The sequence below is a fragment of the Streptomyces sp. NPDC043908 genome (assembly GCF_056435525.1).
This window is the reverse complement of sequence record NZ_JBWKEI010000002.1, coordinates 205,745-220,339: the sequence shown is the minus strand read 5'-3', so window position 1 is coordinate 220,339 and position 14,595 is coordinate 205,745. Positions and strand designations below refer to the sequence as shown.

General features: G+C 70.5%; 14 protein-coding genes. 13 read left to right on the top strand and 1 reads right to left on the bottom strand.

Annotated features, from left to right (window positions below; genetic code table 11):
- The first annotated feature begins 68 nt into the window (after nucleotides 1–68).
- The 10 genes from AC069K_RS05315 to AC069K_RS05270 all read left to right on the top strand — a co-directional run bounded on the left by AC069K_RS05315 (nucleotide 69) and on the right by AC069K_RS05270 (nucleotide 11,767).
- Nucleotides 69–836, top strand: a complete 768-nt coding sequence (locus AC069K_RS05315; RefSeq protein WP_478612240.1) for an enhanced serine sensitivity protein SseB — start codon at nucleotides 69–71, stop codon at nucleotides 834–836.
- Between the two features lie 124 nt (nucleotides 837–960).
- On the top strand, nucleotides 961–1,758 hold the full coding sequence (locus tag AC069K_RS05310) for an enhanced serine sensitivity protein SseB C-terminal domain-containing protein (RefSeq protein ID WP_358833237.1): 798 nt from the start codon (nucleotides 961–963) through the stop codon (nucleotides 1,756–1,758).
- 377 nt (nucleotides 1,759–2,135) lie between these two features.
- A complete protein-coding gene (locus tag AC069K_RS05305) occupies nucleotides 2,136–3,134 on the top strand; it encodes an ABC transporter permease (RefSeq protein WP_358833236.1) in 999 nt (332 codons plus the stop codon).
- Nucleotides 3,135–3,199: 65 nt separating this feature from the next.
- On the top strand, nucleotides 3,200–4,957 hold the full coding sequence (locus AC069K_RS05300) for an ABC transporter substrate-binding protein (RefSeq protein ID WP_365100710.1): 1,758 nt from the start codon (nucleotides 3,200–3,202) through the stop codon (nucleotides 4,955–4,957).
- A 103-nt stretch (nucleotides 4,958–5,060) separates the two neighbouring features.
- Nucleotides 5,061–6,071: an ABC transporter permease gene (locus AC069K_RS05295; RefSeq protein WP_358833234.1), complete on the top strand. Its 1,011-nt coding sequence runs from the start codon at nucleotides 5,061–5,063 to the stop codon at nucleotides 6,069–6,071.
- Nucleotides 6,068–7,162: an ABC transporter ATP-binding protein gene (locus AC069K_RS05290; RefSeq protein WP_478612237.1), complete on the top strand. Its 1,095-nt coding sequence runs from the start codon at nucleotides 6,068–6,070 to the stop codon at nucleotides 7,160–7,162. Before AC069K_RS05295 ends, AC069K_RS05290 begins: the two co-directional genes overlap by 4 nt.
- Before the next feature lie 50 nt (nucleotides 7,163–7,212).
- The gene (locus AC069K_RS05285) at nucleotides 7,213–8,565 is read left to right on the top strand and encodes an ABC transporter ATP-binding protein (protein WP_478613286.1); all 1,353 of its coding nucleotides are present in this window, start codon (nucleotides 7,213–7,215) and stop codon (nucleotides 8,563–8,565) included.
- 96 nt (nucleotides 8,566–8,661) lie between these two features.
- Complete coding sequence (locus AC069K_RS05280; protein ID WP_478612235.1) at nucleotides 8,662–10,068, top strand: M1 family metallopeptidase; 1,407 nt, start codon at nucleotides 8,662–8,664, stop codon at nucleotides 10,066–10,068.
- 75 nt (nucleotides 10,069–10,143) lie between these two features.
- A complete protein-coding gene (locus AC069K_RS05275) occupies nucleotides 10,144–10,800 on the top strand; it encodes a trimeric intracellular cation channel family protein (protein ID WP_358833231.1) in 657 nt (218 codons plus the stop codon).
- A 127-nt stretch (nucleotides 10,801–10,927) separates the two neighbouring features.
- A complete protein-coding gene (locus AC069K_RS05270; RefSeq protein ID WP_478612232.1) occupies nucleotides 10,928–11,767 on the top strand; it encodes a thioesterase family protein in 840 nt (279 codons plus the stop codon).
- A gap of 427 nt (nucleotides 11,768–12,194) precedes the next feature.
- Here the strand turns inward: AC069K_RS05270 and AC069K_RS05265 are convergent, their stop codons facing one another.
- A complete protein-coding gene (locus AC069K_RS05265; RefSeq protein ID WP_365100717.1) occupies nucleotides 12,195–12,845 on the bottom strand; it encodes a TetR family transcriptional regulator in 651 nt (216 codons plus the stop codon).
- Between the two features lie 93 nt (nucleotides 12,846–12,938).
- Here AC069K_RS05265 and AC069K_RS05260 point away from each other — a divergent pair, with 93 nt between their 5' ends.
- Genes AC069K_RS05260 through AC069K_RS05250 form a run of 3 tightly spaced genes read left to right on the top strand, consistent with a single transcriptional unit; the run spans nucleotide 12,939 to nucleotide 14,574 of the window.
- The gene (locus AC069K_RS05260) at nucleotides 12,939–13,097 is read left to right on the top strand and encodes a hypothetical protein (RefSeq protein ID WP_329401865.1); all 159 of its coding nucleotides are present in this window, start codon (nucleotides 12,939–12,941) and stop codon (nucleotides 13,095–13,097) included.
- A 2-nt stretch (nucleotides 13,098–13,099) separates the two neighbouring features.
- On the top strand, nucleotides 13,100–13,369 hold the full coding sequence (locus AC069K_RS05255) for a DUF4190 domain-containing protein (RefSeq protein ID WP_365100718.1): 270 nt from the start codon (nucleotides 13,100–13,102) through the stop codon (nucleotides 13,367–13,369).
- Nucleotides 13,370–13,404: 35 nt separating this feature from the next.
- The gene (locus AC069K_RS05250; protein ID WP_478612229.1) at nucleotides 13,405–14,574 is read left to right on the top strand and encodes a cysteine desulfurase family protein; all 1,170 of its coding nucleotides are present in this window, start codon (nucleotides 13,405–13,407) and stop codon (nucleotides 14,572–14,574) included.
- The last annotated feature ends 21 nt before the right edge of the window (nucleotides 14,575–14,595 follow it).

Below are 14,595 nucleotides of genomic sequence, written 5' to 3'. Positions count from 1 at the left end.
CGGGACCGCGCGAGCGGCCCCGTACGGCCCGCGGTGACCCGCACCGACCCGCAGACGAAGGACGGCGTATGAACTTCCCGCACCCGCTCCCGCAGGGCGGCGGCGGCTGGCCGGGCAACGAGCTGGAGGAGGCGCTGGCCGCGGCCCTGGGCAACCCCACGGCCGGCCCCCGCCTGATAGAAGTCATGGGCCGCAACCCCGTCTGGGTGCCGCTGCCCAACGGCGGCGGCCAGGACAGCCGGGACCTCGATCTGCCCACCATGGAGATCGACGGCGCGCCGTACGTCCCGGTCTACAGCTCCGAGCAGCAGTTCCTCCAGTGCGTCGGCCCGCACATGTCGTTCGCGATCGCGCCGGCCGTCGAGTTCGCCCGCGGGCTGCCGCCCCAGCTGGGCATCGCGCTCAACCCGGAGGGCGCGGTGGGCGTACCGCTGCCGCCGCCCGCCGTGGCCGAGCTGTGCCGGACCGGGCGCACCGCCCTGGACGGCCCCGCCTCCGGCGCCCGGGTGCGGCTCTTCGAGCCCGACTGGCAGGAGGACCCGGTGGACTTCCTGGCCGCCGCCTCCGCCGAGTTCGAGGCCATCGGCGTGGTGCGCACCGCCCGCCGCGCGCTCGCCTCCATCGAGGGGGACGAGCCGGCGCTCTTCATCGGCGTGGAGTTCTCCACCTGGGACGGGGCCGGGCGCAACGCCCCCATGGAGGCGCTCGGCCGGGCGATGGGCCGCGTCCCGGTCGGCTGGCCGGTGAACCTGGTGCTGCTGGACGTCGCCCAGGACCCGGTGGGGGACTGGATGCGGGAGCGGGTGCGCCCCTTCTACACGCGGTCCGCCGTCTAGTCCGCCCACGCGCGGGCCGCTCCGCCGCCCTCCCGCATAAGCTGGTTCCATAATCCGTAGACCCCCCACGGCCGCCCGCCTGTGCACCGGCGCCGCGGGGGACCGAAGAGGGGCGGGACCCAGGGTGAGTGCGTCAGGCACCGCGGCGGCCGGGCAGGTCGAGCACATGCTGCGCCAGGTGGCCCCCGGACGCTACGACGCGTACGAGGCGCTGCTGCACGCCCTCGCCGACCCCTCCTCCGGCCGGCTGTGGATGCTGCTGTGGCACGGCGGCCCCGGCGCCCCCGACGCGCAGTACGGGAACATGGAGGTCGACGGGGTGGCGTACGCACCCTGTGTGACCTCCGCCCAGGAGCTCTCTGCCAGTGGCTGGAACCGGGCCCACGAGGTGGTCACCGGCCGTGACATCGCCCGCGCCCTCTACCCCGACCGGTACGGGATCTGGCTCAACCCGCACGCCCCGGGCGGCGGGGTCGGCATCCCGTGGCCGGATCTGCGCCGGATCGCCACGGGCCTGGACCGGATGCCCGCGGGCCCGCTGCGGATCACCGAACCGGCCGTGGAGATCCCGCAGTTCTACGCCCTGCTCACCCAGCACGCGCACCGCACCCCGGCCGTGCGGGCGCTGCGCCGCGCCTGGGTGCAGCCCGCGCTCGGCACCCCGTACCTCGCGATCGGCCTCGACCTCTACGACACCGGGCCGCGGTCGGTCGACGCGGTGCGCGCGATGATGCAGCAGTCCGTCGCCGCCGTCCCCGACGGGCTGCCGGTCTCCACGGTCGCCCTCTCCGACGAGTACGACCCGGTCGGGATGTGGCTGCGCGCCAAGGGCCGGCCCTTCTACGACCGCGAGGCGCACGCCGCCCCGGCGGCCCCGGCGGGCGGGTACGGCTATCCGCCGGCCGCCCCGCGCGCCTACTGACGGCCCCCGCACGTCGTACAAACCGCATACGCCCCACACGTACCCAACAGTCGCCCCTGCCCCGGTTGCGCCTGGCTGGTCCACCCAATTGGCCACCTCATCAGGGCAGTTGGGCGACATGACCGATCTGGTCGGTTAGTGCCTGACTGGTCCGCTCAGACGATCACGACGTCCGCATAACGGAAGTCATCTGACCGCATCACGTTTAGGCAACCATTCACCGTCAGGTCTGGCGGGTGATCGCGAACGCGTTGAAGACTCCCGGCTAACAAGGGCCCGTTGGCCCGTCGCAGATCACCGCACCACCTGATGGAACAAGCCGCCACAGCGGCTGGTACGGGCCGGCCATCCGCCGGCCGGGAGGGGTCAGAGGCACTGTGACCGCACCGCTCGAGACCACCGGATCGGCTGCCGAGGTGCCGCCGGAGGCAGTACTCACGGGGGCCAAGCAGAGCCAGATCGAAGGCCGTTCGCTCGGACAGATCGCCTGGACGCGCTTCAAGCGCGACAAACTCGCGGTCGCCGGTGGCGTCGTCGTCGTCCTGCTCGTCCTGCTCGCCGTTCTCTCCAAGCCCATCCAGTGGGCGTTCGGGCTCGACCCGAACGAGTTCCACCAGGACCTGATCGACCCGGCCCTGCTGGCGCCCAAGGGCGCCTGGGGCGGCATGAGCTGGGAGCACCCGCTCGGCGTCGACCCGCAGTACGGGCGCGACATCCTGTCCCGCATCATCGAGGGCTCCTGGGTGTCGCTGCTCGTCGCGGGCGGCGCCACGCTGCTCTCGGTGGTCATCGGCGTGATCATGGGCGTCACGGCAGGGTTCTACGGCGGCTGGGCGGACACCCTGATCAGCCGCGCGATGGACGTGTTCCTGGCGTTCCCGCTGCTGCTCTTCGCCATCTCGATCTCCGCGTCGCTCCAGGACGGGGCGTTCGGACTGACCGGACTGCCCCTGAGGATCTGTGTGCTGATCTTCGTGATCGGCTTCTTCAGCTGGCCCTACATGGGCCGTATCGTCCGGGCCCAGACGCTCAGCCTGCGCGAGCGCGAGTTCGTCGAGGCCGCCAAGAGCCTCGGCGCGCGCGGTCCGTTCATCCTGGTCCGGGAGCTGCTGCCGAACCTGGTGGCGCCGATCCTGGTCTACGCGACGCTCCTGATCCCCACGAACATCCTGTTCGAGGCCGGCCTCAGCTTCCTCGGCGTCGGCATCGCGCCGCCGCAGGCATCGTGGGGCGGAATGCTCACCACCGCGACCGACCTCTACGAGGCGGACCCGCAGTACATGATCGTGCCGGGCCTGGCGATCTTCATCACGGTCCTGGCGTTCAACCTGCTGGGCGACGGGCTGCGAGACGCCCTCGACCCGCGAGGCAAGTAAGCACGCGGCACCTTCCACGCAAAGACACATCTGCCGCAACCATCCCAAAAGGGGGCATTCCTCAGGTGAAGACGAGAAAAGCGACCGTTCTGATCGCTACCGCCGTGGCGCTGACGCTGGGGGCCACCGCGTGCAACGACTCCAAGGACGACGACTCCAAGGGCAAGAGCGGTAAGAGCGCCGCCGACGCGGCCCTCACCCAGATCGTGAACAAGTCCGACAAGAAGGGGGGCACCGCGACGTACGCCATGACGGACGTGCCGGACTCCCTAGACCCGGGCAACACGTACTACGGCTGGGTGCAGAACTTCTCCCGCCTGTACGGCCGTACGCTCACCACGTTCAAGCCGGCCCCCGGCAAGGACGGCCTGACCGTGGTCCCGGACCTCGCGGAGTCGCTCGGCAAGCCCAGCGCCGACGCCAAGACGTGGACGTACACCCTGAAGAAGGGCCTCAAGTTCGAGGACGGCACGCCGATCACCTCGAAGGACGTCAAGTACGCCGTCGAGCGCTCGAACTTCGCCCCCGAGGCCCTGTCCAACGGTCCGACGTACTTCAAGTCCCACCTGGAGGGTGGCGACAAGTACGAGGGTCCGTACAAGAACAAGGACCCCAAGGGCATCGCGTCCATCGAGACCCCGGACGACTCCACCATCGTCTTCAAGCTGAAGGACGCCTTCGCGGACTTCGACTATCTGGCGACGTTCTCGCAGACGGCGCCGGTGCCGAGGGACAAGGACAAGGGCGCGACCTACGTCCAGCACATCATCTCCTCCGGCCCGTACAAGTTCGAGTCGTACGAGGAGGGCAAGAGCGCCACCCTCGTCCGCAACCCGCAGTGGGACCCGAAGACCGACCCGAACCGCCCGGCGCTGCCCGACAAGATCAGCATCCGGTTCCAGGTCAACGCGGTCACGGTCGACAACGAGCTGCTCGCGGACAACCTGACGGTCGACGCGGCCGGCACCGGTGTCGCCCCGCAGACGCAGCCGAAGGTCATCACCAGCGCGAAGCTGAAGGCGCAGACGGACGGTTCGTACGCCGGCGCGACCTCGTACATCGGTCTGAACGTGAACGTCGCCCCGTTCGACAACATCCACTGCCGCAAGGCCGTCCAGTGGGGCATCGACAAGGCGTCGATCCAGGCCGCCGCGGGTGGCGCGCCCAAGGGTGACGTCGCCACGACGCTGCTGCCGCCGTCGGTCAACGGCTACGCCAAGTTCAACCTGTACGAGACCCCCGGTGACAAGGGCGACGAGGCCAAGGCCAAGGACGAGCTCAAGCAGTGCGGTCAGCCGAACGGCTTCTCGACCAACCTGACGGCCCGCTCCGACCGTCCGTCCGAGATGGCCATGGCCACCGCGGTCCAGGCGTCGCTGAAGAAGCTCAACATCAACGCCGAGATCAAGTCCTTCCCGGCGGGCAAGTACTTCCAGAACTTCGCCGGCAACCCGCAGTACGTGCACGACCACAAGCTCGGCATGCTCATGACCGCGTGGGGTGCCGACTGGCCGACCGGCTTCGGCTTCCTGGACCAGATCATCAACGGCGCGGCCATCAAGCCGTCCGGTGGCAACAACGTCCAGGAGCTGAACGACCCGGCGATCAACAAGGCGCTGAACGACGCGATCTCCAACACGGACAAGTCCGCCCGTGAGAAGGCCTGGGGCGACATCGACAAGATGGTCGCCGAGAACGCCTCCGCCGTGCCGCTGATCTACCGCAAGAACCTGCTGTTCCGCCCGACGTCGGCCACCAACGTCACCGTCACCCAGGCGTACCTCGGTATGTACGACTACCTGCTGATGGGTTCCTCCAAGTAAGTAGCGGTCGAACCCCCGAGTTTCTTTGAAAGGCAGGTGAAGGCACCGGTGCCCGCCGGGTCGGGAGACCCCCGGCCTGGCGGGCACCGACTGCCGGACAGCTGTGGCTGCGTACATCATCCGACGCGTTTTCGGCGCGGTGGTCCTGCTGCTGATCGTCAGCGCGGTCACCTTCGCGATTTACTTCCTGGTGCCCCGGCTCGCCGGCCAGACGATGGACCAGCTGGCCGCCCAGTACGTGGGCAAGGACGCCAATGCCGGTGCGATCGCCGCGGTGAAGAAGAACCTCGGGTTCGATCAACCGCTCTACGAGCAGTACTGGCACTTCATCAAGCAGATCTTCGTCGGCGCGACCTACCAGTTCGGTCCCGACGCGTCGGTCTGCCACGCTCCCTGCTTCGGCTACTCGTTCAGGAACCACGTCGAGGTCTGGCCAGAGCTGACCAAGCGCATCCCGATCACCTTCTCGCTGGCCATCGGCGCGGCCGTGATCTGGCTGATCTCCGGTGTGGCAGTCGGTGTCGTCTCCGCTCTCAAGCGGGGCTCCTTCCTGGACCGCTTCTTCATGGGCGTCGCCCTCGCCGGCGTCTCCCTCCCGATCTTCTTCACCGGAATGCTGTTCCTGGGGCTGTTCACCGTCCAATGGCCCATCTGGGACGGTGTGAACTACGTACCGTTCACGGAGAACCCGGCCGACTGGGCCTGGAACCTGCTGATCCCCTGGTGCAGCCTCGCCTTCCTCTACTCCGCGCTCTACGCCCGGCTCACCCGGGCCGGAATGCTGGAGACCATGGGCGAGGACTACATCCGCACCGCCCGCGCCAAGGGCCTGCGGGAGCGGACCGTCGTCGGCAAGCACGGCCTGCGCGCCGCGCTCACCCCGATCGTCACCATCTTCGGCATGGACTTCGGTCTTCTCGTCGGTGGCGCGGTCATCACCGAACAGGTCTTCTCCTTCCAGGGCCTCGGCTTCTACGCGGTCAAGGGCGTCCAGAACAACGATCTCCCGATCGTCATGGGCGTGACCCTGGTCGCCGCCTTCTTCATCGTTCTCTGCAATCTGCTGGTGGACCTGGTGTACGCCGCGATCGACCCCAGGGTGAGGCTCTCGTGAGCGACCTGAACAAGACCGGCGCGGCCGTCGGCGAGCCGGTGGCCGAGCGCCCCGCCGACGCGGGGGAGGCCTTCCTCTCCGTACGGGACCTGCGCATCCACTTCAACACCGACGACGGCCTGGTGAAGTCCGTCGACGGGGTCAGCTTCGACATCAAGCCCGGCAAGACCCTCGGCATCGTGGGCGAGTCCGGCTCCGGCAAGTCGGTGACCTCGCTCGGCGTGATGGGGCTGCACCGCAGCGTCAACGCGCAGATCTCCGGCGAGGTGTGGCTGGACGGCGAGGAGCTGATCGGCGCCGACCCCGACCACGTGCGGCGGCTGCGCGGCCGGAAGATGGCGATGATCTTCCAGGACCCGCTCTCGGCGATGCACCCGTACTACACGGTCGGCGCCCAGATCGTGGAGGCCTACCGGGTCCACAACCAGGTCTCCAAGAAGGTCGCCAGGACCCGCGCCATCGAGATGCTCGACCGGGTCGGCATCCCCGAGCCGCGCAAGCGCGTGGATTCCTACCCGCACGAGTTCTCCGGCGGTATGCGCCAGCGCGCGATGATCGCGATGGCGCTGGTCAACAACCCGGAGCTGCTGATCGCGGACGAGCCGACCACCGCCCTGGACGTCACCGTCCAGGCGCAGATCCTGGACCTGATCCGCGACCTGCAGAAGGAGTTCGGCTCCGCGGTCATCATGATCACGCACGACCTCGGCGTGGTCGCCGAGATGGCGGACGACCTCCTGGTGATGTACGGCGGCCGGTGCATCGAGCGCGGACCCGCCGAGAAGGTCTTCTACGAGCCCCAGCACCCCTACACCTGGGGCCTGCTGGGATCGATGCCGCGCATCGACCGCGAGGAGACCGACCGGCTGATCCCCGTCAAGGGCTCGCCGCCGTCGCTGATCAACGTGCCGTCCGGTTGCGCCTTCAACCCGCGCTGCCCGTACGCGGACCTCCCCAAGGACAACGTCACGCGCACCGTGCGTCCCGAGCTCAAGCAGTGGGACGACGCCGAAGGGCACTTCTCGGCCTGCCACATGTCGCAGGAGGAGCGGACCCGTATCTGGACCGAAGAGATTGCGCCGAAGCTGTGAGCGAGAGCGAGAAGAAGCCCGCCCCGGGCACCGAGGGCACCGAGAAGGCGATCCCGGAGCAGTCGGCCGCCTCGCCCGAGCCGCTTCTGCGGGTGGAGGGGCTCACCAAGCACTTCCCCATCAAGAAGGGGCTGCTCGGGCGGCAGACCGGCGCGGTCAAGGCGGTCGACGGCGTCTCCTTCGACGTCATGGCGGGTGAGACCCTCGGCGTGGTGGGCGAGTCGGGCTGCGGCAAGTCGACGATGGGCCGGCTGGTGACCCGGCTGCTCGAACCGACCGGCGGCAAGGTCGAGTTCGAGGGCCACGACATCACGCACATGTCGGCCGGGAAGATGCGTCCGCTCCGGCGCGACATGCAGATGATCTTCCAGGACCCGTACGGCTCGCTGAACCCGCGCCACACCATCGGCGGGATCGTCTCCACCCCGTTCCGGCTCCAGGGCGTCACGCCCGAGGGCGGGGTGAAGAAGGAGGTCCAGCGGCTGATGGCGCTGGTGGGCCTCAACCCCGAGCACTACAACCGCTATCCGCACGAGTTCTCCGGCGGCCAGCGCCAGCGCATCGGCATCGCCCGCGCGCTCGCGCTCAACCCGAAGCTGGTCGTGGCGGACGAGCCGGTCTCGGCGCTCGACGTGTCGATCCAGGCGCAGGTGGTCAACCTCCTGGACGACCTCCAGACCGAGCTGGGCCTCACGTACGTGATCATCGCCCACGACCTGTCGGTCATCCGGCACGTCTCGGACCGGATCGCGGTGATGTACCTCGGCAAGATCGTGGAGATCGCCGACCGCAAGTCGCTGTACGCCGCCCCCATGCACCCGTACACCAAGGCGCTGCTCTCGGCGGTGCCGGTGCCGGACCCCAAGCGCAAGGGCGTCAAGAGCGAGCGCATCCTGCTCAAGGGCGACGTTCCCTCGCCCATCTCGCCGCCGAGCGGCTGCCGCTTCCACACCCGCTGCTGGAAGGCGACGGAGGTCTGCAAGACGCAGGAGCCGCCGCTGATCGCCCTGAAGACCGGCCACCAGGTGGCCTGCCACCACCCGGAGAACGCCCCGGACCAGGTCCCGGGCGAGGCGGTGCTGCCGCAGGCGCGGGAGGCGGTCGAGCTGTCGGCGCCCAAGGGCGGGACGGCGGAGACCGGACCGGCGGAGCCGGAGACCGGAGCGGAGGCAGCGGCCGAGGCGACGGCGCGGGCGGAGGTCGCGGCCGAGGCCGTGGCGACCGCCGAGGCGGCAGCGAGTGCCGAGGCGACGGCGGCCCCCGGGGACACGGCGGCAGGCCAGGCCTCCGCGACCGCAGCGACCGCCGGGGCCGCGCCCGTGGAGCCCGCCGGGACGCCGGACGCGGACGGACGGGACGCGGACGGACCGGACGCTCCCGCTCAGGAGTCAACCGACAAGTAACGCATGACGGTTCGGCAAAGTCATGTTCACGCCGAAACGGGAGAGTGCAGAGTCTGCCTGTCCGTACGCACGGAAACGCGTTCGAAGGGCAGACCCATGGCACTCTCCCGTTCGGCACGTCGCACCTCACGGCTGCTCGCCCTCGCCACCGCGGCGGCCTCGGCCTTCACCATCGCCGCCGCACCCGGCGGCGGCTCGCCCGGCGCCGCCGGGATCGGCGACCCCTACTTCCCCGGCCTCGGCAACGGCGGCTTCGACGCCCTCCACTACGACCTCGGCGTCAGCTACCACCCGGACTCCGGCCGGCTCGACGGGCGTACCACCCTCACCGCCCGCGCCACCCAGACCCTCACCCGCTTCGACCTCGACCTCCAGAAGCTCTCCGTCGACGCGATACGGGTGAACGGCAGACCGGCCGGCTTCACCCGCGACGGCGACGAGATCGTGGTGACACCGCGTCACAAGCTGCGCAAGGGCAGCGAGTTCGAGGTGACCGTCGTCTACGGCGGAGTCCCCGTCGCCCTGAACGGGCCCATCGTCTTCGGCTCCGACTACGGCTGGATGAAGACCAAGGACGGCGTCTTCGTGGCCTGCGAGCCGAACGCCGCCTCCACCTGGTTCCCCTCCAGCGACCACCCCGCCGACAAGGCCACCTACGACATCCGCATCGACGCGCCCAAGGGCCTGACCGGCGTCTCCAACGGCCGTCTGCTCTCCTCGTACGACCGGGGCGGCCGCTCCTACTTCCACTGGCGCGAGAACCGGCCGATGGCGACCTACCTGGCCACCGCGACCATCGGCACCTTCGACGTGAAGCGGGGGAAGACCCCGGCCGGGACGCCGATCTACGTGGCCATCGACCCCGTCCTGAAGAACCAGAACCAGGTCGACGTGTACGCGGTCACCGCCGAGGCCACCGACTACTGGTCCCAGGTCTTCGGCCCGTACCCGTTCGAGGAGACGGGTGCGATCGTCGACGACATGCCGCAGGCGGGCTTCTCGCTCGAAGTGCAGTCCAAGCCCGCGTACTCGGCGGTGCGCAACGAGACCACGATCGTCCACGAGCTCGCCCACCAGTGGTTCGGGGACTCGGTCTCGGTGGCGCAATGGAAGGACATCTGGCTCAACGAGGGCTTCGCGAGCTACGCGCAGTGGCTGTGGGAGGAGCACAAGGGCCGTGGCACCGCGCACGACCTGGCCCGCGCCTACTACAACCGGGTGCCCGCCACCGACCCGTTCTGGCAGCGGGAGGTCGCGGACCCGCAGCGCGACACGATGTTCGCCGGGGCCGTCTACCGGCGCGGCGCGCTGACGCTCCAGGTGCTGCGCGAGCGCATCGGGGACCAGGCGTTCTTCAGACTGCTGCCGGCGTGGACCAGGCTGCACCGGTACGGCAACGCCGACACGGCCCAGTTCATCGCGCTGGCCGAGAAGATCTCGGGACAGCAACTGGACGACCTCTTCCAGACCTGGATCCACACGACCGGCAAGCCGGCCTGGTAGGAGAGCGGGTCCGGTAGCCGGGCGGGAGCACCCGGCGTGTTCGAGCGCCGAACAGGCGCGGGGTAAAAATGTCGGGTGCTCCACGAACTGTTCACCCCTTCCGTCCAGCATTCGCTGGACCTCGCCGGGATCTTCGTCTTCGCGATCTCCGGCGCGCTGCTCGCCGTACGCAAGAACTTCGACGTGTTCGGCATCGCGGTCCTGGCCGAGGTCACCGCGCTGGGCGGAGGGCTGTTCCGGGATCTGATCATCGGCGCGGTGCCGCCCGCCGCGTTCAGCGATCTCGGCTACTTCCTCACCCCGCTGCTCGCCGCCGTCCTGGTCTTCTTCCTCCACCCCCAGGTCGAGCGCACCCAGCGCGCGGTGAACGTCTTCGACGCGGCGGGCCTCGGCCTGTTCTGCGTCACGGGCACGACGAAGGCGTACGACTACGGGCTCGGCCTCACCTCCTCCGCCACCCTGGGCCTGGCCACGGCGGTCGGCGGCGGTGTGCTGCGCGATGTCCTGGCCAACGAGGTCCCGTCCCTGCTCCGCTGGGACCGCGACCTCTACGCGGTGCCGGCGATCGTGGGCGCCACGATCGTGGCGCTGTGCATCCGCTTCGACACCCTCAACGCGCTGACCAGCGGATTCGCCGTGGTCGCCGCGTTCCTGCTGCGCCTGGCGGCGATGCACTACCACTGGCGGGCGCCGAGGGCGTGGAACAGGCGGAGCGCGGCGGCGGAGGAGTAGGGAGGAGCGGGGGCCCGGCCGCTCGGGGTGCCCCGGCCGACTCGGCGCGGCTCGGCTGCCCCGGTCGGCTCGGCTCGGATAAGAAAAAAAGCTACCGCTCAGTAACGTCCCCGTGTACGGTGTCCGCATGGCACAGGCAACGATCGGGGACAGCGAGTTCGACCGCGACACCGCCGTCACCCCGCGCGCAGACGAAGACGGCGTCTACGACGCCCACCTCTCGGCCGGATGGACGATCATCCACGCCGTGAACGGCGGCTACCTCCTCGCCCTCCTCGGCCGCACACTCGGTCAGGCGCTCCCGCACGCGGACCCGTTCAGCGTGACGGCCCACTACCTCACGCCCTCGTCCCCGGGCCCGGCCGTGGTCCGCACCCAGCGCGTGCGCACCGGCCGTACGCTCTCCACCGGCCAGGCGTCGCTCTTCCAATACGACGAGAACGGCGCCGAGGTCGAGCGCATCCGCGTCCTCGCCTCCTACGGCGACCTGGACGCGCTCCCGGACGACGTGCGCACCACCGCCAAGCCGCCCGTGATCCCGCCGATCGAGCACTGCCTCGGCCCGGACGACGGCCCCGCCCCGATCCCGGGCAGCTCGGCCATCACCGACCGGCTGATGCTGAAGCTGGACCCCACCACGCTCGGCTGGGCGGTCGGCGCGCCCTCCGGTAAGGGCGAGATGCGCGGCTGGTTCGGTCTGGCCGACGGCCGCGACGCCGACCCGTACTCGCTGCTGCTCGCGGTCGACGCGCTGCCGCCCACGGCGTTCGAGATGGGCCTGACGGGCTGGACGCCCACGGTCGAACTCACCGTCCACATCCGCTGCCGCCCGGCCCCGGGCCCCCTGCGCGTCTCCATCACCACGCGCAACCTGGCGGGGGGCTTCCTGGAGGAGGACGCGGAGGTCTGGGACAGCGCGGACCGCCTGGTGGCCCAGTCCCGCCAACTGGCCCGGGCGCAGCGGTAGTCCTGACGCCCGGCCTTTGTCTGCGGGCCGTGGGGGTTGCCCGCGCAGTTCCCCGCGCCCCTTCGTGGGCCCTGGCGGGCCCTTCTTGGGTGGGGCTTTCGTCTGCGGGTTGTCCTGGGCTGGTCGCGCAGTTCCCCGCGCCGCTTCGTGGGCCCTGGCGGGCCCTTCTCGGGTGGGGCTTTCGTCTGCGGGTTGTCCTGGGCTGGTCGCGCAGTTCCCCGCGCCCCTTCGTGGGCCCTGGCGGGCCCATCTTGGGTGAGGGTTTCGCCTGTGAGCTGTCCTGGTTCGGTCGCGCGGTTTCTTGGGCCGCTTGGTGGTCAGGGCCGCGGGAGCTTGCCGGTGTGCTCGCGGTGCCGGGGCACTTTCAGGGGCGCGGGGAACTGCGCGACCAGCCCCCACTCACCCGCAGACGAACGCCCGGCCCCGATCAGTCCAACCAGTGCCGACGCCCCAGCGTCACCAGGCGCAACTGGCGCCGCGCGGTGGCGATGACCGCCTCCTCGGCGAGCGTGGCCGCCTCCTCCCCGTCGTGCGCGGCCCCCGCCCCCGCCTCCAGGATCGCGGAGGCCGTCATCACCATGTGATCCACGTACACCCCCGCCAGCATCAGCAGATCCTCCGCGCTCCAGCCCCGCGACTCCGGATCCGCCCCCAGCGCCGCCGCCACCTCCTCCGCGAACCGGCGCAGCTGCACCTTGATGGCCTCCCGCACCGACGCCACCCCGCCGTGCCGCTCGCGCGCGATGAAGCGGACATGCGCCGGATGCGCCCGCACATGCGCGGCGATCAGCGACACCGCCCGGTCGATGCGCTCCTCGCTCTCCCCGGTGGTCACCATCACCGCCCGGATCGTCGCGTGCAGACTCCCGAGCGCCCCCTCCACCAGCGCCACCCCGAGGTCGGCCGTGTCCCTGAAGTGCCGGTAGAACGCGGCGGGGGAGACCCCCACGGCCCGGGTGACCTCGCGCAGTCCCAGGCTGCTGAGGCTCTGGTGCTCCAGCAGGGCGAGGGCCGCGTCCAGGAGCGCCTGACGCGTCTTCTGCTTCTGTGCCTGCCGGATCCCGAGAGTGTGGCTCATACCACTCAGTAAACAACCGTTCGCTGATTTTGAAAAGGCTAGACTGGGTAGTCAGTGAACAGTCGTACTCCGAAATCGACTTGAGAGGCACTCATGCTTTTCCTCGTCGCAGCCCTCCTCCTGCTGGGGGTCGTGCTGGGCTCAGCGGCGCACCTTCCGCTCCCGGTCACCCTCGCCGTCGCCGGCGCCATCGGGCTCTGGCTGATCGTCTTCGCCGTACGTGAACGCATCTCGTCGCACCGAAGGGCCTGACCATGGATCTCGTCCTGAACCGCCGCCGTGCCCGTGACAAGGACGCCGACGGCATGGCCGTCGCCTCCTTCGTCCTCGGACTGCTCGGCCTGCTGGTCATGAACGTCGTACTCGGCCCGATGGCCATCGTGCTGGCCGGCCTCGCCCTGCGGTACGGCACCGTCCGCCGCGGCCGCGCCTGGCTGGGACTCGCCCTCGGCCTCGCCGACCTCGCGGTGCTCGCGGCCCTGGTCATGGCCGACGGAACCGTCTCCTGGGGGCTCGGCGCCTGAGGCCGGTCCCGGTGGCTCGTAGAATCGGGCCCACCATGGCTTACCTCGACCACGCCGCCACCACTCCGATGCTCCCGGAGGCGGTCCAGGCGATGACCGCCCAGCTCACCGCCACCGGCAACGCGTCCTCGCTGCACGCCGCCGGGCGCCGGGCCCGCCGCACCGCCGAGGAGGCCCGCGAGGAGCTCGCCGAGGCACTCGGCGCCCGGCCCAGCGAAGTCGTCTTCACGGCCGGCGGCACCGAGGCCGACAACCTCGCCGTCAAGGGCCTGTACTGGGCCCGCCGCGACGCCGACCCGCGCAGGGTCCGGGTCCTGGCCAGCCCCGTCGAGCACCACGCCGTGCTCGACGCGGTCCACTGGCTCGCCGAGCACGAGGGCGCGACCGTCGAGTACCTCCCCGTCGACCGCTACGGGCGGGTGCACCCCGACTCCCTGCGCGACGCGATCGCGCGCGACCCCTCCGACGTGGCCCTGGCCACCGTCATGTGGGCCAACAACGAGATCGGCACGGTCCTGCCGGTGGCCGAACTCGCCGCCGCGGCCAGCGAGTTCGACATCCCGCTGCATGCCGACGCGGTCCAGGCGGTGGGCCAGCTCGACGTCGACTTCGCCGCCTCCGGCCTCGCCGCGATGACCGTCTCCGGCCACAAGATCGGCGGCCCGTACGGCATCGGGGCGCTGCTGCTCGGCCGTGAGTACACCCCCGTCCCCGTGCTGCACGGCGGCGGCCAGGAGCGCCATGTGCGCTCCGGCACGCTGGACGTCCCCGCCATCGCCGCGTTCGCCGTGGCGGGCCGGCTGGCCGCCGAGCGCCGCGCCGACTTCGCGCGCGAGGTCGGCGGACTGCGCGACCAGCTCGTCGAAGCCGTCCGCACGGCCGTCCCGGAGGCCATCCTGGGCGGCGACCCCGCCCCCGGCGGCCGTCTCCCCGCGAACGCGCACTTCACCTTCCCCGGCTGCGAGGGCGACTCCCTCCTGCTGCTCCTGGACGCCCAGGGCATCGAGTGCTCCACCGGCTCGGCCTGCACGGCGGGCGTGGCCCAGCCCAGCCATGTCCTGCTCGCCACCGGCACACCCCCCGACCTGGCCAGGGGCACCCTGCGCTTCTCCCTCGGCCACACCTCCACCGAAGCCGACGTCCAGGCCGTGGCGAAGGCGATCGGCCCGGCGGTGGAGCGGGCGAGGACGGCGGGGCTGAGCTGACACCCGGCGGGGGAGGCGGGC

Bases quoted from the DNA above. Each gene is read 5' to 3' on its own strand.
- AC069K_RS05315 (WP_478612240.1), top strand. From the start codon at position 69: ATGAACTTCCCGCACCCGCTCCCGCAGGGCGGCGGCGGCTGGCCGGGC.
- AC069K_RS05280 (WP_478612235.1), top strand. From the start codon at position 8,662: ATGGCACTCTCCCGTTCGGCACGTCGCACCTCACGGCTGCTCGCCCTC.
- AC069K_RS05270 (WP_478612232.1), top strand. From the start codon at position 10,928: ATGGCACAGGCAACGATCGGGGACAGCGAGTTCGACCGCGACACCGCC.
- AC069K_RS05265 (WP_365100717.1), bottom strand. From the start codon at position 12,845: ATGAGCCACACTCTCGGGATCCGGCAGGCACAGAAGCAGAAGACGCGT.
- AC069K_RS05260 (WP_329401865.1), top strand. From the start codon at position 12,939: ATGCTTTTCCTCGTCGCAGCCCTCCTCCTGCTGGGGGTCGTGCTGGGC.
- AC069K_RS05255 (WP_365100718.1), top strand. From the start codon at position 13,100: ATGGATCTCGTCCTGAACCGCCGCCGTGCCCGTGACAAGGACGCCGAC.
- AC069K_RS05250 (WP_478612229.1), top strand. From the start codon at position 13,405: ATGGCTTACCTCGACCACGCCGCCACCACTCCGATGCTCCCGGAGGCG.